17 protein-coding genes, 1 other RNA gene and 1 pseudogene are annotated in these 22,399 nt (G+C 61.7%); 6 read left to right on the plus strand and 13 right to left on the minus strand.

Translation table 11 applies throughout. From position 1 onward, the window contains the following. From RGM2987_RS09410 to RGM2987_RS09425, 4 genes and pseudogenes are all read left to right on the plus strand, one after another. Nucleotides 1-95, plus strand: a pseudogene (locus RGM2987_RS09410) (IS110 family transposase); the annotation flags it as partial. Between the two features lie 193 nt (nucleotides 96-288). Further along, entirely contained in the window at nucleotides 289-1,671 is a 1,383-nt protein-coding gene (gene hemN / locus RGM2987_RS09415) for an oxygen-independent coproporphyrinogen III oxidase (protein WP_245140105.1), read from the plus strand. A 94-nt stretch (nucleotides 1,672-1,765) separates the two neighbouring features. After that, entirely contained in the window at nucleotides 1,766-2,500 is a 735-nt protein-coding gene (gene fnr / locus RGM2987_RS09420) for a fumarate/nitrate reduction transcriptional regulator Fnr (protein ID WP_245140106.1), read from the plus strand. 76 nt (nucleotides 2,501-2,576) lie between these two features. Continuing rightward, the gene (locus RGM2987_RS09425) at nucleotides 2,577-3,125 is read left to right on the plus strand and encodes an adenine phosphoribosyltransferase (protein ID WP_245140107.1); all 549 of its coding nucleotides are present in this window, start codon (nucleotides 2,577-2,579) and stop codon (nucleotides 3,123-3,125) included. A 115-nt stretch (nucleotides 3,126-3,240) separates the two neighbouring features. Here RGM2987_RS09425 and recR read toward each other — a convergent pair whose 3' ends face one another. The 4 genes from recR to dnaX all read right to left on the minus strand — a co-directional run bounded on the left by recR (nucleotide 3,241) and on the right by dnaX (nucleotide 7,697). Continuing rightward, on the minus strand, nucleotides 3,241-3,843 hold the full coding sequence (recR, locus tag RGM2987_RS09430; RefSeq protein ID WP_245140108.1) for a recombination mediator RecR: 603 nt from the start codon (nucleotides 3,841-3,843) through the stop codon (nucleotides 3,241-3,243). A gap of 66 nt (nucleotides 3,844-3,909) precedes the next feature. Beyond that, a complete protein-coding gene (locus tag RGM2987_RS09435; protein ID WP_245140109.1) occupies nucleotides 3,910-4,944 on the minus strand; it encodes an NADP-dependent oxidoreductase in 1,035 nt (344 codons plus the stop codon). Nucleotides 4,945-5,230: 286 nt separating this feature from the next. Next, the gene (locus RGM2987_RS09440; protein ID WP_003183512.1) at nucleotides 5,231-5,569 is read right to left on the minus strand and encodes a YbaB/EbfC family nucleoid-associated protein; all 339 of its coding nucleotides are present in this window, start codon (nucleotides 5,567-5,569) and stop codon (nucleotides 5,231-5,233) included. Nucleotides 5,570-5,633: 64 nt separating this feature from the next. After that, entirely contained in the window at nucleotides 5,634-7,697 is a 2,064-nt protein-coding gene (dnaX, locus tag RGM2987_RS09445; RefSeq protein WP_245140111.1) for a DNA polymerase III subunit gamma/tau, read from the minus strand. A gap of 142 nt (nucleotides 7,698-7,839) precedes the next feature. On the opposite strand from dnaX, the gene RGM2987_RS09450 reads away from it, so the two are divergent. Further along, nucleotides 7,840-8,616, plus strand: coding sequence for a transporter substrate-binding domain-containing protein (locus tag RGM2987_RS09450; protein WP_245140115.1), 777 nt, complete (start codon nucleotides 7,840-7,842; stop codon nucleotides 8,614-8,616). On the opposite strand, the gene RGM2987_RS09455 is transcribed toward RGM2987_RS09450, so the two are convergent. After that, the gene (locus tag RGM2987_RS09455) at nucleotides 8,568-10,310 is read right to left on the minus strand and encodes a GGDEF and EAL domain-containing protein (protein ID WP_245140117.1); all 1,743 of its coding nucleotides are present in this window, start codon (nucleotides 10,308-10,310) and stop codon (nucleotides 8,568-8,570) included. The two genes, RGM2987_RS09450 and RGM2987_RS09455, sit on opposite strands and share 49 nt — an antisense overlap. Before the next feature lie 331 nt (nucleotides 10,311-10,641). Between RGM2987_RS09455 and RGM2987_RS09460 the strand changes: the two genes are divergently transcribed. Beyond that, entirely contained in the window at nucleotides 10,642-10,956 is a 315-nt protein-coding gene (locus tag RGM2987_RS09460) for a helix-turn-helix transcriptional regulator (protein WP_245140119.1), read from the plus strand. Between the two features lie 109 nt (nucleotides 10,957-11,065). On the opposite strand, the gene RGM2987_RS09465 is transcribed toward RGM2987_RS09460, so the two are convergent. From RGM2987_RS09465 to RGM2987_RS09500, 8 genes are all read right to left on the minus strand, one after another. After that, entirely contained in the window at nucleotides 11,066-11,716 is a 651-nt protein-coding gene (locus tag RGM2987_RS09465) for a Pr6Pr family membrane protein (protein ID WP_245140122.1), read from the minus strand. A 299-nt stretch (nucleotides 11,717-12,015) separates the two neighbouring features. Next, nucleotides 12,016-12,112, minus strand: an RNA gene (gene ffs / locus RGM2987_RS09470) — signal recognition particle sRNA small type. A gap of 219 nt (nucleotides 12,113-12,331) precedes the next feature. After that, a complete protein-coding gene (locus RGM2987_RS09475; protein WP_245140125.1) occupies nucleotides 12,332-12,715 on the minus strand; it encodes a hypothetical protein in 384 nt (127 codons plus the stop codon). A gap of 115 nt (nucleotides 12,716-12,830) precedes the next feature. Next, a complete protein-coding gene (locus tag RGM2987_RS09480) occupies nucleotides 12,831-13,991 on the minus strand; it encodes a putative zinc-binding metallopeptidase (RefSeq protein WP_245140127.1) in 1,161 nt (386 codons plus the stop codon). A gap of 260 nt (nucleotides 13,992-14,251) precedes the next feature. Continuing rightward, complete coding sequence (ligA, locus tag RGM2987_RS09485; protein WP_245140128.1) at nucleotides 14,252-16,609, minus strand: NAD-dependent DNA ligase LigA; 2,358 nt, start codon at nucleotides 16,607-16,609, stop codon at nucleotides 14,252-14,254. Between the two features lie 250 nt (nucleotides 16,610-16,859). Beyond that, nucleotides 16,860-17,705: a cell division protein ZipA gene (zipA, locus tag RGM2987_RS09490; protein ID WP_245140129.1), complete on the minus strand. Its 846-nt coding sequence runs from the start codon at nucleotides 17,703-17,705 to the stop codon at nucleotides 16,860-16,862. A gap of 223 nt (nucleotides 17,706-17,928) precedes the next feature. After that, a complete protein-coding gene (gene smc, locus RGM2987_RS09495; RefSeq protein WP_245140130.1) occupies nucleotides 17,929-21,417 on the minus strand; it encodes a chromosome segregation protein SMC in 3,489 nt (1,162 codons plus the stop codon). Between the two features lies 1 nt (nucleotide 21,418). Continuing rightward, on the minus strand, nucleotides 21,419-22,078 hold the full coding sequence (locus RGM2987_RS09500; protein ID WP_245140131.1) for a GntR family transcriptional regulator: 660 nt from the start codon (nucleotides 22,076-22,078) through the stop codon (nucleotides 21,419-21,421). Between the last annotated feature and the right edge of the window lie 321 nt (nucleotides 22,079-22,399).

The raw sequence follows: 22,399 nt of genomic DNA on the forward strand, positions 1-22,399 counted from the left end.
CTACCCAGGCGCTAGTGATGTTGGCTCGCAAGCTTGCCCGGATCGTATTCGCTCTGCTGAAAGGGCAAAGCGAATACCAACCAAAAGCGGCTTGAGGGCTTCCACCAAACCATAGAATCTCCCACAGGGGGATTTGCGACGCATGCTGGACGGGTGATCGCCCTGGTCAATTGTGGGAGCCTGCTCGCGATTGGCCCTCTGCCCCTGTCCCGTTGATGCAAATCAACATGCCATCAAGCCGGCGCCCCTAGACTCGCGACCATGCCAGCCTATCCGGGGAATGCCCGCATGCTCGACGCCCTTCGTTGGGACTCTGACCTAGTCCGCCGCTACGACCTGGCGGGACCACGCTATACCTCCTACCCGACCGCGGCGCAGTTCGGTGGCCAGGTGGGCACCTTTGACCTGCTCCATGCCCTGCGCGAAAGTCGCAAGGCCCTGCGCCCCCTGTCGCTGTATGTGCACGTGCCGTTCTGCGCAAATATTTGCTACTACTGCGCCTGCAACAAAGTCATCACCAAGGACCGTGGTCGTGCCCACACCTACCTGCAGCGCCTGGAACAGGAGATCCAGCTGATCGGCTGCCACCTGGCCCCGGCCCAGCGCGTGGAACAGTTGCACTTGGGCGGTGGCACCCCGACCTTCCTCAACCACGACGAGCTGCGCCAGTTGATGGCGAAGCTGCGCCAGCATCTGAACCTGCTGGACGATGATTCCGGCGACTACGGCATCGAAATCGACCCTCGCGAAGCGGACTGGTCGACCATGGGCCTGCTGCGCGAATTGGGCTTCAATCGGGTCAGCATCGGCGTGCAAGACCTTGACCCGGCCGTGCAACGCGCGGTCAATCGCCTGCAAGGGCTGGACGAGACCCGCGCCGTCATCGAAGCCGCACGAACCCTGCAATTTCGCTCGATCAATATCGACCTGATCTACGGCCTGCCCAAGCAAACCCCGGAGAACTTTGCCCGCACCGTTGAAGAAGTCATCAGCCTGCAACCCGATCGGCTCTCGGTCTTCAACTACGCCCACCTGCCGGAGCGTTTCATGCCCCAGCGGCGGATAAACAGCCAGGACCTGCCCAATTCGATGCAGAAACTGGCGATGCTGCAGGGCACCATCGAGCAACTGACTGCCGCCGGATACCGTTATATCGGCATGGATCACTTCGCCCTGCCCGATGACGAACTGGCGATTGCCCAGGAAGAAACCACCTTGCAACGCAACTTCCAGGGCTACACCACCCACGGTCACTGCGACCTGATTGGCCTGGGGGTCTCGGCCATCAGCCAGATCGGCGATTTGTACTGCCAGAACAGCAGCGACCTGAACCACTACCAGAACACCCTGGCCGACGGCCAGCTGGCGACCGCCCGCGGTTTATTGTGCACGCCTGATGACCGTCTGCGCCGCGCGGTAATCCAGCAGTTGATCTGCCATTGCCACCTGGCCTTCGCCGAGATCGAACGCCGCTTCAACATCGAATTTTGCGAATACTTCGCCAGCCTGTGGCCGCAGTTACAGGCCATGGCCGAGGACGGGCTGATCGAGCTGGACCGCAGCCACATCAGCGTATTGCCCGCCGGACGGCTGCTGGTGCGCTCGGTGTGCATGGTGTTCGACGCCTATCTGGAGCAGCACACTCGACAGCGATTCTCCCGAGTCATCTGAGCGCGACAATTTGACGAGGAAACCGCACTGGCCGGAGGCCCTTCGCTGGGTTACCCTTACGGCTTATGTGTGTTTTCCCACAAGGATTTAAGAAATGTCCGAGCCAGTCAAACAGCGCGCTCACAGCCAGGCCCATTGCAAGGATTGCAGCCTGGCTCCCCTCTGCCTGCCACTTTCGCTGAATCTGGAGGACATGGACGCGCTGGACGAAATCGTTAAACGGGGCCGCCCGTTGAAGAAAGGTGAATTCCTGTTTCGCCAGGGCGACACTTTCGATTCCGTCTACGCGGTCCGCTCGGGCGCCTTGAAGACCTTCAACCTGAGCGACGGTGGTGAGGAGCAACTCACCGGCTTCCACCTGCCCAGCGAACTGGTAGGCCTTTCCGGCATGGACACCGAGACCCATCCGGTCTCGGCCCAGGCCCTGGAAACCACGTCGGTGTGTGAAATTCCCTTCGAGCGTCTCGACGAACTGGCGCTGCAACTGCCACAGCTGCGCCGCCAACTGATGCGGGTGATGAGCCGGGAGATCCGCGACGACCAGCAAATGATGTTGCTGCTCTCGAAAAAAACCGCCGATGAGCGCATCGCCACGTTCCTGGTCAACCTCTCCGCACGCTTTCGCGCCCGCGGGTTCTCGGCCAACCAGTTCCGCCTGAGCATGTCGCGCAACGAAATCGGCAATTACCTGGGCCTGGCGGTGGAAACCGTGTCCCGCGTGTTTACCCGCTTCCAGCAGAATGAGTTGATCGCCGCCGAAGGCAAGGAAATCCACATCCTCGACCCGATCCAGCTCTGCGCCCTGGCCGGCGGCTCGATCGACGGCTGATGGACGAGCGCGGCTGAGGGATTGCCCCGGCCGCGCTATACTGCCGCGTTTGTAGCCCAGCCAGGACAACTCCCCGATGGTCTTTGACTCCTTCGACATCAAATCCCTGATCCGCCCCGTGATCGATTTCCCCAAGCCGGGCGTGATCTTTCGCGACATCACCCCGCTGTTCCAATCTCCGACCGCGCTGCGGTTGGTGATGGACAGTTTCGCCCACCGCTATGTCGAGGCCGAATTCACCCACATCGGGGCGATGGATGCGCGGGGCTTCCTGATCGGCTCGATCCTGGCCTATCAATTGAACAAGCCGCTGGTACTGTTCCGCAAGCAAGGCAAACTGCCGGCGGACGTGCTGGCCGAGGGTTACCAGACCGAGTACGGCGAAGCCTTCCTCGAAGTGCACACCGACAGCCTGTGCGAGGGTGACTCGGTGGTGATGTTCGATGACCTGATCGCCACCGGCGGCACGCTGATCGCCGCCGCCAATTTGATCCGCCGCATGGGCGCCAAGGTCCACGAAGCCGCGGCGATCATTGACTTGCCGGAACTGCTAGGGTCGCAGCGCCTGGAAGACATGGGCATCCCGACGTTCTGCCTGACGCAGTTTTCGCTGAGCGAACGGTAACCGGACCTGTGGGAGCGGGCTTGCTCGCGAATGCGGTGTGTCAGCCAGAAAGTCGTTAACTGGTCCACCGCCTTCGCGAGCAAGCCCGCTCCCACATGTTTTTTTTCGGTGGCAGTCAGAGAGTAATCGGCTTGCGCCCGGCAAACGAGTGCGCCAGCGTCCCGCCGTCCACCAACTCCAACTCGCCGCCCAGTGGCACGCCATGGGCGATGCGCGAAGCGACCAGGCCTTTGTCGCTCAGCAGTTGGGCGATGTAATGGGCGGTGGCTTCACCCTCGACCGTCGGGTTGGTGGCAAGGATCACCTCGGTGAAGGTGCCCGCCTCTTCGATCCGAGCGATCAGCTGTGGAATACCGATGGCCTCCGGCCCCAGGCCGTCAAGTGGCGATAAATGGCCCTTGAGCACGAAGTAACGACCGCGAAAACCAGTCTGCTCCACCGCATACACATCCATCGGCCCTTCTACGACGCATAGCAAGGTGTCGTCGCGCCGTGAGTCGGCGCATTGCGGGCAGAGATCGTCTTCGGTGAGGGTGCGGCATAGACGGCAATGTCCCACGCCCTCCATGGCCTGGCTCAGCGCTTGGGCCAGGCGCGAACCACCGCTGCGATCGCGCTCCAGCAACTGCAAGGCCATGCGCTGGGCAGTTTTCTGACCGACGCCCGGCAAGGTTCGCAGGGCGTCGATCAGTTGGCGAATCAAAGGGCTGAAGCTCATGGAGGAAATGTCCGACATAACAACGAGACGCGGTTTATACCCGCGCCTCTGATTAGCGTCAAATACTCAATCCTGCGCAACCCGCACCACCAACTTGCCGAAGTTGCGCCCTTCGAGCAGACCGATAAAGGCCTGTGGCGCATTCTCAAGGCCATCGACCACGTCTTCGCGGAATTTGACCTTGCCATCACGCACCCAGGACGCCATGGCACTGATGAATTCCGGCTGACGATCACCGTAGTCATCAAACACGATGAAGCCCTGGATCCGTACGCGCTTGGTCAACAACGTGCGCTGCAATGCCGGCAAGCGATCCGGGCCGCTCGGCGCCTGATGTTCGTTGTAGGACGCGATCAGGCCACACAGCGGGATGCGTGCCTTGGCGTTGAGCAGCGGGACAACGGCATCGAAGACCTTGCCTCCGACATTTTCATAATAGATATCGATGCCCTTGTCACAGGCCCGCGCCAGATCATCGGCGAACTGCTCGCTCTTGTGATCGACACAGGCGTCGAACCCGAGCTCCTCGACCACGTATTTGCACTTCTCGCTGCCGCCCGCCACGCCAACCACCCGCAAGCCCTTGAGCTTCGCCACCTGGCCGACCACCGAACCCACGGCGCCCGAGGCCGCCGCGACCACCAGGGTTTCCCCGGCCTTGGGTTGGCCGATGTCCATCAAGCCCATATAGGCGGTCATGCCCGGCATGCCCAGCACCCCCAGGGCCATCGACGGGCTGGGTAGCCCCGACGGAATCGGGATCACGTTCCGCCCGTCGCTGATGCTGTGGCTCTGCCAACCCGTGGCACCCACCACCAGGTCGCCCTCCTGGAATTTCGGATGCGTCGAACGCTCTACGCGACTGACAGCGCCACCGGTCATCACCTCATCGATTTCTACCGGAGCGGCGTAGGACGGTGCGTCGCTCATGCGCCCACGCATATACGGATCCAGGGACAGGAACAGGGTCTTGAGCAGGATCTGCCCTTGCGCCAGATCCGGCAGGGTCACCTGCTCAAGGCGAAAATTGTCCGCAGTGGGTGCGCCTTTGGGGCGCGAGGCGAGGACGATGCGCTGGTTGGTGGTCGATGCGTGTGACATGGAAGCGTCTCCTTGATCGTTGATGGGACGTATAGGGAGCAGACCATTGCCCGGGGTTTGGGGTTCGATGTTTGTCCAGGCAGACCGCGGCGCCTGCATCGCGAGCAAGCTCGCTCCCACAGAGGGCTTCGTCACCTACAGAACCTGCATCAGCAGCGAATCCCCTGTGGGAGCGAGCTTGCTCGCGATAGAGGTCGGACAGACCACACAATCCCCAGGGCAGAAACAAAAATGCCAGGCGCGATGCCTGGCATTGTGTGTAGCCCATCCCGACCGGGATGGCGAATCAGAACGGCAGTTTCATGCCCGGTGGCAGTTGCATGCCGGCGGTCATGCCGGACATCTTGTCCTGGCTGTTGGCTTCGATCTTGCGCACCGCGTCGTTGACGGCGGCGGCGAACAGGGCTTCGAGCATTTCCTTGTCGTCTTCGCTCAGGCCTTCGACCACGCTTGGGTCGATGCTGACGCGCTTGATGTCATGACGGCCGGTCATGACCACGGTCACCATGTCGCCGCCGGACTTGCCGGTGACTTCGGCGTTGGCCAGTTCTTCCTGCATCTTGGCCATTTTTTCCTGCATCTGCTGCGCCTGCTTCATCAGGCCGGCCATGCCACCTTTCATCATGGGAATCACCTCGAAAGTACTTGGATAAACATCGCGCCCGGCCCATACGGCCCGGCGCTTTCAGTTATGAGCCCTGGGTGACCGGGGCCTCGACAGGTTCGATAGTATCGTGCCGGACCACCGCACCGAACTGTTGCATCATCTGCTGGATGAACGGATCACTGTGGATCGACTCCTCTGCTTCGCGCTGACGGTCGGCACGGCGGCGGAAGGCGGCCTGGGCCGGAGTCTCCTGTTCAGGCTTGATCAGCTCGATGCTCAGGGTCAGGGTGCGCTGGTGGTACTGGTTCAGCGCATCGTTCAGGCGACGCTGCTGGGTCGCGTTGAACAGCGCGCTGTGGGCCGGGTCCAGGTGCAACAGCCAGTGATCGCCTTCCACGGAGATCAACGTACAGTTGGCCGCAATGCTGCCGGTCATGCCGGTGATCGGCAGCTTCGGGAACAATTCCAGCCATTGCAGGGCCAACCCGGTGGCCGGCATTGCCGCCGGTTCCGGCTCGGGCTCAGGTGCCGGCTCGGCGGCGTGCTCGCTGGCCAGATCGTCCAGGTAGCTGTAGGCCGAATCCATGTCCGGCTCGATGTAGTCCTCGTCCAGTGGCGGCTCGTCGTCCAGATCCATACCCGGCGTGGCGTGGTCGACGTCGGCCACCGTTGGCTCGGGCACTGGCGCGGCAACCCACTGCGGCGCATCGGGCACCACGCTGTCAGGCGTGGGCAGCGGCATCGGCGGCAATTCGGGTTGCTCGGCAATGGTTTCCAGTACCGGCTCCACGGCCGGCTGCTGGATAACCTCGGGCTCGACCGGGTCGTTCCAGGGCAGATCGATGACCTCTGCGGCGACAGGCTCGGGGACTGTCTCGACGACCGGTTCGGGCGCAAGCTCCGGCTCAGGCGTCGCAACGACAGGCGCCGGTGCGGGCGCTATCGGAGCCGGAGCCACTGCCGACGCAACCACCGGCGCGGCAGCCACTGGCTTGGCGGAATCAGCTGTGGCCTGGCTGATCCCCACTGGCTTTAGCGCCTGCCTCGGCGCGTCCGCCGTGTCGGCCGGTCGGAACGCCAGCATGCGCAGCAGGACCATTTCGAAACCGCCCCGCGGATCCGGCGCCAGGGGCAGGTCGCGGCGGCCGATCAGGCCCATCTGGTAGTAGAACTGCACGTCTTCGGCCGGTAGCGCCTGGGCCAGGGCCAACACTCGGTCGCGGTCGCCATGGCCGTTGTCGACACCCTCCGGCAAGGCCTGGGCGATGGCGACCCGGTGCAGCACGTTGAGGATTTCCGAAAGCACGCCATTCCAGTCCGGGCCCTGTTCGGCCAAGTGCCGCACGGCTTCGAGCAAGGCCTTGGCGTCGCCTTCGATCAGTGCATGCAACACGTCATAGACCTGGCCGTGGTCCAGGGTGCCGAGCATCGCTCGCACATCGGCGGCCATGACCTTGCCTTCACCGAAGGCAATGGCCTGGTCGGTCAGGCTCATGGCGTCGCGCATCGAACCATCGGCGGCGCGGCCCAGCAGCCACAGCGCGTCGTCTTCGAACGGGACGTTCTCGACACCCAGCACATGGGTCAGGTGCTCCACGACCCGCTCCGGCGTCATGTTCTTCAAGGAGAACTGCAGGCAGCGCGACAAAATGGTTGCCGGAAGTTTCTGCGGGTCGGTGGTCGCCAGGATGAACTTGACGTAGGGCGGCGGTTCTTCGAGGGTCTTGAGCAGCGCATTGAAGGAATGGCTGGAGAGCATGTGCACTTCGTCGATCAGGTAGACCTTGAAGCGCCCACGGCTCGGCGCGTACTGCACGTTATCGAGCAATTCGCGGGTGTCTTCGACCTTGGTGCGGCTGGCGGCGTCGATCTCGATCAGGTCGACGAAGCGGCCTTCATCGATTTCCCGGCAGACCGAACATTCGCCGCACGGGGACGAGGTGATACCGGTTTCACAGTTCAGGCACTTGGCGATAATGCGCGCGATGGTGGTCTTGCCCACGCCGCGAGTACCGGTGAAAAGATACGCATGGTGCAGCCGCTGGCTGTCCAAGGCATTGATCAGAGCCTTGAGCACATGGGTCTGGCCGACCATTTCGCGGAACGAGCGCGGACGCCATTTACGTGCAAGAACCTGATAACTCATCGAAAACCGTCGCCACTGGAAAGCAGAAGCGGCTAATGCTAGCGGAGCAGGGGCGAAATTGCATCCGGTGTGCTCGTCTAATCTGACTAAGATGGATTAGGGATTCGGTTGTCGGCAGGGTTTTGCACAGTCAGGAGAGTCTATGCGTTCGGCCATGGGGGCATTGTTGTTGCTGGGGACAGGTTGTTTTGCCGAATGTTTTGCCGAAGAGGTACCGTTGCGAATCGCCGTGACCGACGGCTGGGCCATGCCGATGGTGCAGATCGAACGGGGCCGGCCTACCCAGGGCATCATCCCTGACATCCTCACCAGCCTGGCGACCCAGGTCGCAATGCCGGCCCAGTTTCATGTCCTGTCCCGCGCGCGGCTGGATGGGGCCATGAAACACGGGGAAGTCGACATGCGCTGTTATGTCAGCCCGGCCTGGGTGAGCGACCGGGACAACTATCTGTGGAGCGGCCCGCTGTTTTTCCAGCGTGACCTGCTGGTAGGCGCCCCAGGCACGCCGTCGAAAGTGGTGCCTGCGATGCTGGGGCAACAGCCCATCGGCACCGTGCTCGGGTATACCTACCCGACCTTGCAGCCTCTGTTCGAGAACGGCCAGCTGCGGCGCAACGATGCCCGTAGCCAGGAGCAGGTACTGGCGAAATTGCTGGCCGCCCGCTATCGCTATGGCGTGACCAATCAATGGGCACTGGACTGGTTCAACCAGCGGCATACCGCCGACCAACAACTGCATGAGGTGGCTGTCCTGCAGGAACAGGAGCTGGGCTGCTACGTGCGCAACGACCCGAAGATCCCGGCGCAGCGCATTTTGCGAACGTTGTCCGACATGAAGTCATCGGGGGAAATCGACGCGATCATCCAGCTCTACACCGGTCGCAATGCCGATTCCGGGACCGGCGCCCGCTCTCCCTGAACAACCACGCGTTGTTGCCACTGCGGCGGCGCAACGTACCCGGCGACCCAGCCAGGCACTTGCTCGGCCGGCATCGGGCGGGCGATGAAATAACCCTGGGCGACCTCGCAGCCGAGGCGCAGCAGCAGCTGCCCATGCTCCAGGCTATCCAGCCCCTCGGCAACCACCTCCCGGCCAAACGCCCGTGCCAGGCCGATGACGGCTTCGGTCAAGGCCAGGTCATCCTGATCCTCAAGGATATCTCGGACAAAGGTCTTGTCGATCTTGATGGTTTGCGTGCGCAAATGCTTGAGGTCGTTGAGGGAGCAATAGCCGGTGCCGAAGCCACCCAGTGAAAACTCCACGCCCAAGGCCTGGCAGGCTTGCAGGCAGGCGCTGACATGCGCAAGGTTTTCCACGGCGACAGACTCGACGATCTGCAAATCCAGCATGCGCGGCGACACGTCTGGATGGCGTTCCAGCACCTGCTGCAAGCGCGGGACGAAATCGGTGCGCTGAAAATGTCGCACCGAGATATTGATACTCACCGGCCAGCCCTGCCCCACCTGTTGCCAGCGTTGCAACTGGGTCATGACCTGCTCCATGACCCACTCGCCGATCTCGACGATCAGGTCAGTCTCCTCCACCAGCGGAAGGAATTCCCGTGGGGGCACCAGGCCACGCTGCGGGTGGTTCCAACGCAGCAGCGCCTCCAGGCCGACCACAGCGCCGTTGCGCATATTGACCTTGGGCTGGAAATGCAGCCGCAACTCGTTATCGACCAATGCCTGACGGACCCGCTCAACGGATTGGTACGTCGCCCGCACCTCTTTGTCCCGAGAGACATCGAACACATGGAAACGATTGCGACCACTTTGCTTGGCCACGTACATCGCCTGGTCGGCATGGCGCAGCAAGGTCTCGGCGTCCTCATTGTCCCAGGGATACAGCGTGACGCCGATGCTGGCGAAGACCTTGATCCCCTTGCCATCGATGGCATAGGGCATGGAGACGGCAACCAGTACGCGGTTCAATGCGCCATGCAATTCCTCCATCCCGCGCACGTGGCGCAGCACCAGCACGAACTCATCGCCTGCCAGCCGCGCCACCACGTCCTCGCCCCGCACGATGCTGCGCAGGCGTCGGGCTACTTCCACCAACAACCGGTCACCGCTGGCGTGACCATGGCCGTCGTTCACGGCCTTGAAACCGTCAAGGTCAAGCATGCACACCGCCAGGGGAAAGTTTTCCACCCGGGAAAACTCCAGGGCCTGGTCCAGCAGCTCGGACAGGTAAGTGCGATTGGGCAAGCCGGTCAGCACGTCATGCCCGACCCGCCACTGCAACGAGTGCAGCAGTTGGCGCTTTTCGCTGACATCGAAGCGAATCGCCAGATAACGCTCAATGAGCCCAGTGACATCATCAATCACCGGTACCAATGTCGTATCGACCCAGTGCAGTGTCCCGTCCTTGGCACGATTGCAGATCTCGCCTTTCCAGATCTGTCCCAGGGTAATGGTGCGCCACATGGCGCTGAAGAATTCGGTGGGATGCTGGCCTGAATTGAGCAGGCGATGGTTGGCCCCCAGCAGCTCGTCGCGCCGGTAGCCGAAAAGCTGACAGAACTGATCGTTGACGTAAGTGATCCGCCCGTCCAGATCGGTTTCGGAAAAAATCGCGGCGGCGTCCACGGCTCTGCGGTACTTCTTATCCATCGAAGCAGTCATCCATGAGTCAGGCCCATTTGTCGCGCGCGGTTGCTGCCTCCCAGGGGAGGCGGAATCAACAGGGCTCAGACACTTGAAACAGGTAAGGCACGGATCCGGCCGGGTCAGTAGGCAGGCCTGGCTGGGGCCAGGGGCCTTTCATTCATGACAGAACCCAACCTTTTCATCTTTCTGGCGTCTGAAACACGTCACCAAACACCCGTGCCAAAGGCCGATTCTACGAAACACATCACATTTTGCAAAGCAAGGTGATGAATCATGCGGTTGCCTAATGCGAAAATCTATCGTTAAGTTCTTGATTCTAAATGGGAATTGAGCGATGCAAATTTCAAGCTTGGGTACAGCCATCAGACGCTACCGTAAAGTAGCCGGGCTGACTCAGGCTGAACTCGGCGAAAAAACCGGTTTTGACCCCAAAACGATCAGCCGCTTCGAAACCGGCGCCTACATTCCCAGCATCGAAGCCTTGTGCTTGCTCGCCACTGTGCTGCAGGTGCAGATGAAAGCCTTTTTCACCGATATGAGCGATGAAGACGAGCAGCGTGCGTACCTGTTCGATGTCATCCATAAAGCCACGCCGCAGGACCTGGGCAAGCTGATCGCAGCGGTGGATCAGGCGCTGTCCAAGCCCTAGGACCCGACACAAAAAACTGTGGGAGCGAGCCTGCTCCGGGCGGCGATCCGACGATAGCGGTGTATCAGCCAATGTTGATATCTGAGCCGGAACACTGAGACGCAGACGATCAGCGCTCCCCCTTCACCCGATCCACCGCAACCAGCACCAATGAAATCACCACGAACCCCACCAGCACCATCAATGCATTAACCAGTACCTGGGAATAACCCAGCCTGTCCACCTCAATGAAGGGATAGGGGTAGGAGTCGATCAGGTGACCGCGTATCAAGGCATAGATGAAATAGGCCAACGGATAGAGCAGCCACGGCCAGGCATTGCTCCAGTGCAGCCCCTTGGGCACGCAGAACCACCAATAGACGACGAACACGATCGGCATCACGTCGTGCAGCAGCTCGTCGGCCAGCCACTGCAGACCCTGGGGATCCCACACGTTGCGCAAGAGCAGGTTGTAGGCCAGCCCGACCAGAACGATGGCAGCGGCCACGCCGCCCTGGGTCGAGATCCGGAGGAAGAAGCGCCGCAACGCCGAATCTCCCGTCGTTGCGGCATAGGTCAGCACCACCGCCACCAGAATATTAGTCAGTACCGTGAAGTAGCTGAAAAAGATATCCAGCCCGCCCAGCAGGCTCTTCTCGCCCTGCCAGCGCGACATCAGGATCAGGTAGAGCTGGAGCAGCAAGGCAAACCAACCCAGCGCCGCTGCGAACTTCAGAACCGTGCCACCCCTACCTTGCGTTAACACCATGTCGTCGCTCATCACGTTGCTCTCCGGCTACGTGGCAGCTGCGACTGCAAAGCGCCGAGGGATGGGCACTCATGAAACAGGCTGCCTGTTGAGCGAGACCGTAGGAGGGTGCGATATCGAGATCTACTGTCAGAAATGACAGTGCCGATCAACGGTCGTGATCATGCGTTGGCCTTTACACAACTGGATGGGAGTGACAGGCGCGAGCCGTTAGCGGTCCGGCCGACAGGTTTCTATCGCTCGGGCCAACATTTCAAGAATTTTTTGAGAAATACTCACCGAGGACCGATGAGTAAGCGTTATGGAGGCAACCCCACCAGCCACACCCCGGCACACAATGTTCCCGCTGTGGCTGCTTCCTTCCGGATCTGACCAGGTTCACGGGTAATCGTTGCGGGGGGACCGATGGGGTCACCATAACGACGCCCGCCTGACGGCGAGCCGCGCCATTGTACCTATCTGACAAGAAGTTACAACCGTTCGTGACGGATTAAAAAACCGAAGATGTTCAAGCACTTGCCATGGGAGCAAGACGGATCGAGCAGGGACGGAGCACGCCGCCCCCTCCCTCTGCCCCCATGGCGAACAAATGATGCGCAAAGTCACTTCGCCGGCACTACCGCCCCATCAAGACGAAGTATTACAAACTACTATCGGACAAAATGGACCATAGGCGCCAGTGGTCGCCTGGGCCCGGACCTGGACATTGAACGAAACCGGTCGGGCGCCGCCACTGACGCTTATCTCATGGCGATACCAACCACGACTGTCCGATCGCACCGTCGTTGCGGGGACAGACTGCACCTGCCCCGTCGCCACCGCCGATACCCGGAACGTGTGAGCGGCGATCTGTTCAGGCCGGACATTATCCGGGATCTGCCAGGCCAGTATGATTGTGTAGCGAGTTTGTCCTGCCTGGGAAAGGCGGCGCGGGGCATTGGGAATTACTGACGTTCTATCAACTTCTTCGTGTTCCATAATATCTTCCTTAATAAGTTGGCCATCATCCATGGCGGCCTCATGGTAAAGGAAAAGCTCAAACACGAAATGCAATCAAACAAACCGAATCACTTCACTTAGAAGCGAGTGGTAGGAACACCCAACTATCGGACCGGCTGCCGGAAAATTACAGCAACACCTCATCCGCCCGACCACCCTCTTCCTGAATCACCAAGTGAATGAAATGCAGCTTGGTGATGACCGCCGCCGGCAAGACAAACGGATAGAAGTCCGGCTGGCCCATGCTGCGGGACAGTTCGTTGAGCATCCCGGCCAGTTCGATCCAGGCGTTGACGAATGACAGGAACGCCGTGCCACCTGCGTGCTCCGGATCGAAGAGGGTCTGGGGTGGAAACGGCTGGTAGTCGAAATCCATTTCCCGAGCGCTCATGCCGAAGCCCAGGGCGGTATCCACCGCATCCATCATGTGCAGGTAGTGCGCCCAGGTTTCCGCCCAGTCTTCCCAAGGGTGCATGGTGGCGTAGGCGCTGACGTAGTGGGTTTGCCAATCCAGTGGGGCGCCTTGCTGGTAGTGGCGTTCCAGGGCTTCGGAATAACTGGCGCGCTCGTCGCCGAACAAGCCACGAAACGCGTCCAGCCAATGGCTGTCGGCGATCAGCCGATCCCAATAGTAGTGCCCCACCTCATGCCGAAAATGTCCGAGCAAGGTGCGATACGGCTCGCGCATCTGCTGGCGCACGTGCTCGCGGTGGGCATCGTCGGCTTCCTTGATGTCCAGGGTGATCAGCCCACTGGCATGGCCCGTGGTCGGCGGTTTGCCATCGGGGTCGACACCGATGAAGTCGAAGGCCAGGCCGGTGTCTTCATCGACGGTTTTCGGGATGACTGGCAGCCCCAGGGTAATCAATTGCGCCACCAGCCGACGCTTGGCGGTTTCGACCTTGCGCCAGCGTTCAGGATTTTCCGGGACCGACAGGTCGGGAATGGTGCGGTTCAGGCGACAGGCGATGCACAGGGTATCGTGCTCGTTGGCCGGCAGCAGCCAGTTGCACGCCGCCGGCATGTCGAGGTTGGCGCAGCGGCGAAACAGTCCGGCCTGGGGATCTACGTCCAATGTCCAAGTGCCGGGTTGCTCGCCCGGTTGCAGCGACGACAGGCGACTTTCTTCCGGCTGATAGCCCAGCACCGCCAGGCAGGCCAGGCACTGGCTGTTGCGAAAAAACAAAGACTGGCCGCAGCGACACGGCCAGACCTTGCTATTACGCGAACGATCGCCCAGGAAAGGGGCGGCGATGCGCGAACTCAGTTGTTCGAAGAAGCGGTACATGGCGATCTCTCCCTGGAGCCTGCAAGACTAGATCATTGCCACGCCTCGTTCGTTCCCACCCGCTGCGTCGGCGGCGCTGGTAAACCGTGGCGAGGGAGCTTGCTCCCGCTCGGCGGCGCAGCCGTCGTAAAACCGGTTGGCGCGGTATGCCTGGATATATGCGCAGTCCCGATTGGGGCGGCTGCGCCACCCAGCGGGAGCAAGCTTCCTCGCCACGAGCAGCCGTGAGGAGCCCTGAGCAGCCCAAGGAAATGTCGCGCCTAGACCGTTATGCCATGCCGGCTCAAGAACGCGACGAACGCCTCTTCATCCAACACCTTGACCCCCAGCTCGTTGGCCTTGGTCAGCTTCGAGCCCGCGCCTGGCCCAGCCACTACACAGTGGGTCTTCGCCGACACGGATCCGGCAACCTTGGCCCCGAGGCTTTCCAGTTTGTCCTTGGCGATATCGCGGCTCATCAGTTCCAGCGTCCCGGTCAGTACCCAGGTGTGCCCGGCCTCGGGCAGGCCTTCGACGACTTTTTTCTCGCTCTGCCAGTGCATGCCGAAATCCCGCAGCTGTTGCTCTGCGGCCTCGGCCTGCTGGCGGTTGGCCTCGACGGCGAAGAATTCGCGTACGGCGTTGGCCTGTTTCTCCGGCAGCGCCTGGCGCATGTCCAGCCAGTCGGCATTCATGACCGCTTCGAGTGAGCCGAACTTGTCCGCCAGCTTCTGCGCCCCACCCGGTCCGACCGAAGGAATGTCCAGCTTGTCGAGGAAACCGCCCAGGGTGGTGCTGGCAGCGAATTCGGCGCCCAGCTCGCCCTGGTCCTGAATCTTCAGGCCGTGGCGCAGCAGGTCCTTGATCACCTGACGGTTATGCGGATCCTCAAAGAAACTGTGGATCTCATGGGCCACTTCCAGGCCGACGTCCGGCAAGTAAGTGAGCACTTGCGGCAACGCTGCCTGCACCCGTTCCAGCGAACCCAGGGAGCGAGCCAGGACCTTGGCGGTTTCCTCGCCGACATCCGGGATGCCCAAGGCATAGATAAAGCGCGCCAGGCTCGGCTGCTTGCTGTCGACGATGGCCGCCAGCAGGTTCTTGCTCGACAGTTCGGCGAAGCCCTCCAGGTCGACCACCTGTTCGAAGGTCAGGGCGTACAGATCGGCAGGCGAGCCCACCAGTCCCTCGTCGACCAACTGCTCGACGCTCTTCTCGCCCAGCCCCTCGATGTCCATGGCCCGGCGCGAGACGAAGTGAATAATCGCCTGCTTGAGCTGCGCACCGCAGGCCAGCCGGCCGACGCAGCGGTACACTGCGCCTTCGCTGACTGTCTCGCGGCCCTTGCTGCGCTTGATCAGTTGCGTGCGCTCCACATGGGAGCCACAGACCGGGCACTGCTGCGGCACGTGCACGGCCCGTGCGTTTTCCGGACGGCGTTCGGTGACCACCTGCACCACTTGCGGGATCACATCCCCGGCGCGGCGGATGATCACCGTGTCGCCGATCATCAGCCCCAGGCGCGCCACTTCGTCCATATTGTGCAGCGTGGCGTTGGCCACGGTCACCCCGGCGACTTTCACCGGCTTGAGGCGCGCCACGGGCGTGACCGCACCGGTACGACCGACCTGGAACTCGACGTCCAGCAACTCGGTGAGCTCTTCGGTGGCCGGGAATTTATGGGCGATGGCCCAGCGCGGCTCCCGGGCGCGGAAACCCAGTTCGCGCTGGAAGGCGATGCTGTTGACCTTGAACACCACGCCGTCGATCTCATAGGGCAGCGCGTTGCGCCGCTCGCCGATGTCGCGGTAGTAATCCAGGCACTCGTCGATGCCATGGGCCAGCTTCAGTTCGCGGCTGATGGGCATGCCCCAGGCCTTGAGCTGCTTGAGATTGCCAATGTGCGTATCGGCAATGTCCGCCGTGACCTGGCCAATGCCGTAGCAGCAGAATTCCAACGGTCGGTTGGCGGTGATCCGCGAATCCAGCTGGCGCAGGCTGCCGGCGGCCGCGTTGCGCGGGTTGGCGAAGGTCTTGCCGCCCACCTCCAACTGCGTGGCGTTGAGACGCTCGAAGCCGGCCTTGGACATGTACACCTCGCCACGCACCTCCAATAGCGGCGGCCAGCCGCTGCCCTGGAGCTTGAGGGGGATATTGCGCACGGTGCGCACGTTGACACTGATGTCTTCGCCGGTGGTCCCGTCACCGCGCGTGGCACCGCGCACCAGCAGGCCGTCCTGGTACAACAGGCTCACCGCCAGGCCATCCAGCTTGGGCTCGCAGCTGTACTCCACCGCCGCGCCGCCGCCCAGCAGGTCGCCCACCGGCAGGTCGAGGCCTTCGGTCACCCGACGGTCAAACTCGCGCATCGTGGTTTCGTCGAAGGCATTGCCCAGGCTGAGCATCGGAATCTCATGGCGCACCTGGCTGAACGCCGACAGCGCCACGCTACCGACCCGCTGGGTCGGCGAATCGCTGGTCACCAGGTCGGGATGCTGCTCTTCCAGGGCCTTGAGTTCGTGGAACAAGCGGTCGTACTCGGCGTCCGGGATACTCGGTTCATCGAGGACATGGTAGCGGTAGTTGTGCTGATCCAGCTCTGTGCGCAGCGCCAGGATACGGGTTTCGACGGCATTCATGGGTGTTCTCTCATAAAGCAAAAGAGCAGCCGAGGCTGCTCATTTTTCTAATTTCATCGGCAAGTCGAACCTGTACCGGCCGAATGCAGAACCTGTGGCGAGGGGATTTATCCCCGCGGGGCTGCGAAGCAGCCCTTAAAACCAAGCGCCCTGGCTTCCCAGGCTAATTGAATGGATGGCTTTGGGACTGCTGCGCAGTCCAGCGGGGATAAATCCCCTCGCCACAAAAGCTCCTCGCCTGTTGACAGAATCAGCGCTTCTGGGTCAGTGCTCGGCGCTCGAATTCAACGATGCGCTGGCGGTAATGCTCGATGGTCTGGGCGGTCAGTACACTGCGCTGATCGTCTTTCAGTTCGCCGTTGAGTTCCTGGGACAGTTTGCGCGCCGCAGCCACCATCACGTCGAAGGCCTGCTTGGGATGACGCGGACCGGGCAGGCCGAGGAAGAAGCTCACCGCCGGGGTGCTGAAATGATCGATGTCGTCCAGGTCAAACACGCCAGGCTTGACGGCGTTGGCCATGGAAAACAGCACCTCGCCATTACCGGCCATGCTTTCGTGACGATGGAAAATATCCATTTCGCCGAAGCGCAGGCCGCTTTCCAGGATGTTCTGCAGCAATGCCGGGCCCTTGAAGCCGGCCGGGTCGCGGCAGATCACGCTGATCACCAGCACTTCTTCGGCCTGGGCCTGATCCTTGTCGGCACTCGAGGTTTTATTCTCGTCCGGGAAATCATCGTCACGGCTGCTGAAGCTCGGGCCGCCGTCGAGGTCCAGGTTCAGATTGAGGTCGCCCTGGGACGGCTCGCTGCCGCGCTTGCCGCGTTTGGAGCTCGACTCGCGAGGCTCGCGCACCGGCGCGCTCATCGACGGCAGGTCGTGCTCGTCCAACTGCGGCTCCTTGTGGGTGTCCAGCACCCGGGGCGGGCCCAGCAGTTCGGCGTTGCCCTCGTCATCCGGCAGGTTCGACAGGCTGCGATCAAGGCGAAACTTGAGTTTGCCCTTGCCGCCGCGCATGCGACGCCAGCCATCGAAAAGAATACCGGCAATGACAATGATGCCGATGACGATCAGCCACTCGCGCAGACCGATTTCCATGTAATCCAGTGCCTCTATAAAAATGCTGAAAAATAAGGGGCTTAGCTAATTGCAAACCGCTTTAAAACGTGGCGCCAACTCTATGTTCTGAATGGCCTTTTGCCCACGCACACGAAAAATTGACATTAAACTAGCACGACACACAGCTACAAGCTATATAACAGCAGCTTCAAGCTGAAGCCGCACCGCTCGCAGCTCGCCACTTGAAGCTTGCAGCTCGCTGCTAGGCGTCCACCATCGCCATCGCCTCCTCCACATCCACCGCCACCAGTCGCGAGCAGCCCGGCTCATGCATGGTCACGCCCATCAACTGATCGGCCATTTCCATGGCGATCTTGTTGTGGGTGATATAGATGAACTGCACCGTTTCGGACATTTCCTTCACCAGCCGTGCGTAACGGCCTACGTTGGCGTCGTCCAGTGGTGCATCGACTTCGTCGAGCATGCAGAACGGCGCCGGGTTCAACTTGAAGATGGCGAACACCAGGGCCAGGGCCGTCAGTGCCTTCTCGCCACCGGAGAGCAAATGAATGGTGCTGTTCTTCTTGCCAGGAGGACGCGCCATGATGGTCACCCCTGTATCGAGTAAATCTTCGCCTGTCAGTTCCAAGTAAGCGCTGCCGCCGCCAAAAACTTTCGGGAAAAGTGCCTGCAAACCACCATTGATCTGATCAAAGGTATCCTTGAAGCGGTTGCGGGTTTCCTTGTCGATCTTGCGGATCACATTTTCCAGGGTCTCCAGCGCTTCCACCAGATCATCGTTCTGAGCGTCCAGGTAGCGCTTGCGCTCGGACTGCTGCTGGTACTCGTCGATGGCCGCCAGGTTGATTGCGCCCAGGCGCTGGATGCGCTGGGCAATACGCTCCAGTTCGTCCTCGGCGTCTTTCTCATTCGCTCCGGCCACCAAGGTAGCGAGCACGCCATTGAGGTCGTAGCCGTCTTCCAGCAACTGGTCCTGCAAGGCTTTGCGGCGCACCGTCAGCGCCTGCCACTCCATGCGCTGCTGTTCCATCTGGCCACGAATCAGTTGCGATTGCTGCTCGGCCTGGCTGCGGCGCTTTTCGGCGTCGCGCAGTTCGCGGTCGGCATCTTCCAGGGCAATCTGCGCCGTCTTGAGTTCTTCGTCGACGCTCATGCGCTTATCGAGCAGCTCTTCGAGCTTGAGGCGCAGCTCCTCCAGCGGTGCTTCGCCCTCCTCCAGATTGAGGCTCAACTGTTCGCGTTTTTCGGTCAGGCGCTCGGACTGCATTTCCAGTCGCTCCAGCGCCTGGCGCGTGGAATCGTACTGCGCCTTGAGCGAGCCCAGGCGCACCGCCAACTGATGGGCATGGTCCTTGTGCTGCCGGGCCTCCTGGCGCACCCGGTCGAGACGCTCACGCAGGCTGTCGCGCTGGGCCAGCAGCAGCTCGCGCTGTTCGGTGTCCAGCGCCATGGCGTCGAGGGCTTCCTGCAATTGCAGGCGCGCCTCGCCGATCTGTTCGTGCTCCAGCGCTCGTTGTTCGCCCAACTCGGCGATTTCTTCGTCGAGGCGCGTACGGCGCAGTGCCAATTGCTCGACCTTGGCCTTGCCAGCCGACAACTGCGCCTTGAGTTCGCCTTGCTGGCGCGCTTCGTCCTGCAGCAGACGACGCAAGTGCTCGCGGCCGTTCTCCTGTTGACGCTGTTGCGCCCGCAGGTTCTGCAATTCGGTTTCCAGGGCTTCGACGCTGGCCTCGCGCTCCTCGCGCTCGGCGCTCAAACGCTGGATCTCCTGGCCACGGGCGAGCATGCCACTTTCGGCCTCGCTGGCCCGGCGCACCCGCAGGAAATGCCGGCCGACCCAGTAGCCGTCACGGCTGATCAGGCTTTCACCCGCCGCCAGTTGCCCGCGCAAGGCCAGCGCCTGTTCGAGACTTTCTACCGGCTTGACCTGCCCCAGCCACGGCGACAGATCGACCTGGGCCTCGACCTTGTCCAGCAGGCTGCCCGGCATTCGCAGGCCATCGCCCGCCGGGCTGAGCAGACGCAGGTCACCCTGGGCGAAGCCCGACAGATCGAAGCCGGCGAAGTCCTCCACCAGCACCGCTTGCAGGTCGGCCCCCAGCACGGTTTCCACCGCCAGTTCCCAACCGGTATCGACTTTCAGGCCTTCGGCCAGCCGCGGACGCTCGGCCAACTGCTGGTCCCGCAGCCATTCGGCAGTGCCGGTGCCCGGGTCCAGTGCCGCCTGTTGCAAGGCCTCCAGCGAAGCCAGACGCCCATTGAGCCGCTGCAATTCGCCCTGGGCCTGCTGCTGATTGTGCAAAGCTGCTTGCAAGGCCTGGCGCAACTGCTCCAGGCGTTCAACCTGGGCGTCTTCACTGGCCTGCAAGTCTTCGAGCGTGGCTTCGCTGGCCGCCAGTTGCTCGCTCAAGTCGAGAATCGCCGCGTCTTCCGGATCCGCAGCCAGCAAAGCGCGCTCTTCGGCCAGACGCCGTTGGCGCTCGGCCAGGCGTTCCATGCTGGTTTCCAACTGCTGGATACGCGACTGCTGGACTTCAGCCTGGCGCCGCGGCTCGGCCGAGGTCAGGTTGAAACTGTCCCATTGTTCTTGCCAGCCATGCATGGTCAGCTCGGCTTCTTCCAGGGCCGCGGCGGCCTCTTCGGCAGCGGCGCTGGTAATTTCCTGCTCCGGCGTGAGCCTTTCCAGCTCTTCGCCAAGCGTCAGCATCAGCGTGCGGTCATGACCCAGGTGGGATTCGGTTTCCAGGCGCGCCCGTTCGGCTTCCTTCAGATCGTCCTGCAACTGGCGCAAGCGCTGTTGCCCGTGCTGGATGCTCTGCTCGACCCGGGCGATGTCGCCGCCCACAGAATAGAAACGTCCCTGCACCAGATTGAAGCGTTCGGACAGATCATGGTGCCCATCGCGCAAGCGCTCGATGGCGGCGTCGGCATTGCGTTGCTCGGCCACCAGGGCTTCGAAGCTGACCTCCTGGTTCCCGATGATCGCCTCGCGCTGGCCGACCTGCTCGTTCAGCGCCTGCCAACGCAGGGCCGAGAGCTGGGCCTTGAGCTGGCGCTCCTCGGCCTTGTATTCCTGATACTTCTTCGCGGACTCGGCCTGACGGTGCAGGCGCTCAAGCTGGCGCTCGAGCTCTTCGCGCAGGTCGGTCAGGCGGGCGAGGTTTTCGTGGGTGCGGCGGATACGGTTTTCCGTTTCACGGCGCCGCTCCTTGTATTTGGAGATACCGGCGGCTTCTTCGATGAAGTTGCGCAGGTCTTCGGGCTTGGCCTCGATCAGCTTGGAGATCATGCCCTGCTCGATGATCGAGTAGCTGCGCGGGCCGAGGCCGGTGCCGAGGAAAATATCGGTGATGTCGCGGCGCCGGCATTTGGCGCCGTTGAGGAAATAGCTGTTCTGGCTGTCGCGGGTAACTTTGCGACGGATGGAAATTTCCGCATAGGCCGCGTATTCCCCGACCAGGGTGCTGTCGGAGTTATCGAACACCAGTTCGATACTGGCCTGGCTCACCGGCTTGCGGCTGGTGGAGCCGTTGAAGATGACGTCGGTCATCGACTCGCCGCGCAGGTTCTTCGCCGAACTTTCGCCCATGACCCAGCGCACGGCGTCGATGATGTTCGACTTGCCGCAACCGTTGGGCCCGACCACCGCCGCCATGTTGCTGGGGAAGTTCACCGTCGTCGGATCGACGAAGGACTTGAACCCCGCCAGCTTGATGCACTTGAGTCGCACGTCAGGCCTTCGTCAGGGCAGAAACCACCAGATCGCAACTGCGCTGGGCGTAGGCCGTCAGCACGCTGCGGATCTGCGGCAAATCACGGGCCAGCACCGCGGCGAGCAAGCGCTGGAACAGCCCGAGGTACTCGTTCATTTCCGCTTTGCGCTGCTCCAGGGCCAGGAAGTAAGCGCGGCTCATGGCCGGTTGCAGATTCTCGACGGTTTCCTGCAAGTACGGGTTATTGGCAAACGGATAGGCGGCGCGCATCACGCTGAAGCTTTCATCGACGAAGGTGCGGATGTCCTGACGCGCATAAGCGTCCTTGAGACGCTGCTGGATCGCCACGAACGGCGCCATGTCGGCGGTTTCACGCCAACCATGGGCCACAGCATTGCCCAGCAGGATGTACAGCTCGCTCATCAACGTGCAGAGGCTGCGCACATTGTGTTCGGTGAGTTCGGTGACGTGGGCGCCACGGCGCGGCAGGATCGCGATCAAGTGGCGTCGCTCCAGGATCAGCAAGGCCTCGCGGACCGAACCGCGGCTGACATTGAGCGCCAGCGTGACTTTTTGCTCCTGGATGCGCTCGCCCGGCTTCATCTCGCCACGAATGATGCGTTCGGCCAGGTGATGGGCGATTTGCTCGGCGAGGCTGTCCGGGGCCTTGAACGTCATGGGTGTCCTTCAAACTCTTCGATTTGCACAAGCGGCGCAGTGTAGCGCACTCGATACGTCATGGCGCAGGGCCTGTACCGGGTTTTTGGCACGATATAAGCAAATTTTACTGACAGGAACCTTGTGGGAGCGGGCTTGCTCGCGAAGAGGCCAGCCCGTGCGCAAGAAATCCTTCGGCAGAACCGCCGCCTTCGCGAGCAAGCCCGCTCCCACAGGGATTTGCGCTTAACTGAAGGTATAGGACATCGCCTGTGGGCCAATACCCGAAACCCGTTGTTCATCGACAACCTGAATTTTCCTGACCTTTAAGTCAGAAATTCA

Origin of the sequence: Pseudomonas sp. RGM2987 (assembly GCF_022952855.1) — a bacterium.
GTDB lineage: Bacteria > Pseudomonadota > Gammaproteobacteria > Pseudomonadales > Pseudomonadaceae > Aquipseudomonas.

Coding starts and splice junctions, on each gene's coding strand:
- ligA (WP_245140128.1), bottom strand. CDS start 16,609: ATGAATGCCGTCGAAACCCGTATCCTGGCGCTGCGCACAGAGCTGGAT.
- RGM2987_RS09480 (WP_245140127.1), bottom strand. CDS start 13,991: ATGTACCGCTTCTTCGAACAACTGAGTTCGCGCATCGCCGCCCCTTTC.
- fnr (WP_245140106.1), top strand. CDS start 1,766: ATGTCCGAGCCAGTCAAACAGCGCGCTCACAGCCAGGCCCATTGCAAG.
- RGM2987_RS09455 (WP_245140117.1), bottom strand. CDS start 10,310: ATGGATAAGAAGTACCGCAGAGCCGTGGACGCCGCCGCGATTTTTTCC.
- RGM2987_RS09425 (WP_245140107.1), top strand. CDS start 2,577: ATGGTCTTTGACTCCTTCGACATCAAATCCCTGATCCGCCCCGTGATC.
- dnaX (WP_245140111.1), bottom strand. CDS start 7,697: ATGAGTTATCAGGTTCTTGCACGTAAATGGCGTCCGCGCTCGTTCCGC.
- RGM2987_RS09440 (WP_003183512.1), bottom strand. CDS start 5,569: ATGATGAAAGGTGGCATGGCCGGCCTGATGAAGCAGGCGCAGCAGATG.
- recR (WP_245140108.1), bottom strand. CDS start 3,843: ATGAGCTTCAGCCCTTTGATTCGCCAACTGATCGACGCCCTGCGAACC.
- RGM2987_RS09460 (WP_245140119.1), top strand. CDS start 10,642: ATGCAAATTTCAAGCTTGGGTACAGCCATCAGACGCTACCGTAAAGTA.
- hemN (WP_245140105.1), top strand. CDS start 289: ATGCTCGACGCCCTTCGTTGGGACTCTGACCTAGTCCGCCGCTACGAC.
- zipA (WP_245140129.1), bottom strand. CDS start 17,705: ATGGAAATCGGTCTGCGCGAGTGGCTGATCGTCATCGGCATCATTGTC.
- RGM2987_RS09475 (WP_245140125.1), bottom strand. CDS start 12,715: ATGGATGATGGCCAACTTATTAAGGAAGATATTATGGAACACGAAGAA.
- RGM2987_RS09500 (WP_245140131.1), bottom strand. CDS start 22,078: ATGACGTTCAAGGCCCCGGACAGCCTCGCCGAGCAAATCGCCCATCAC.
- RGM2987_RS09450 (WP_245140115.1), top strand. CDS start 7,840: ATGCGTTCGGCCATGGGGGCATTGTTGTTGCTGGGGACAGGTTGTTTT.
- RGM2987_RS09465 (WP_245140122.1), bottom strand. CDS start 11,716: ATGAGCGACGACATGGTGTTAACGCAAGGTAGGGGTGGCACGGTTCTG.
- RGM2987_RS09435 (WP_245140109.1), bottom strand. CDS start 4,944: ATGTCACACGCATCGACCACCAACCAGCGCATCGTCCTCGCCTCGCGC.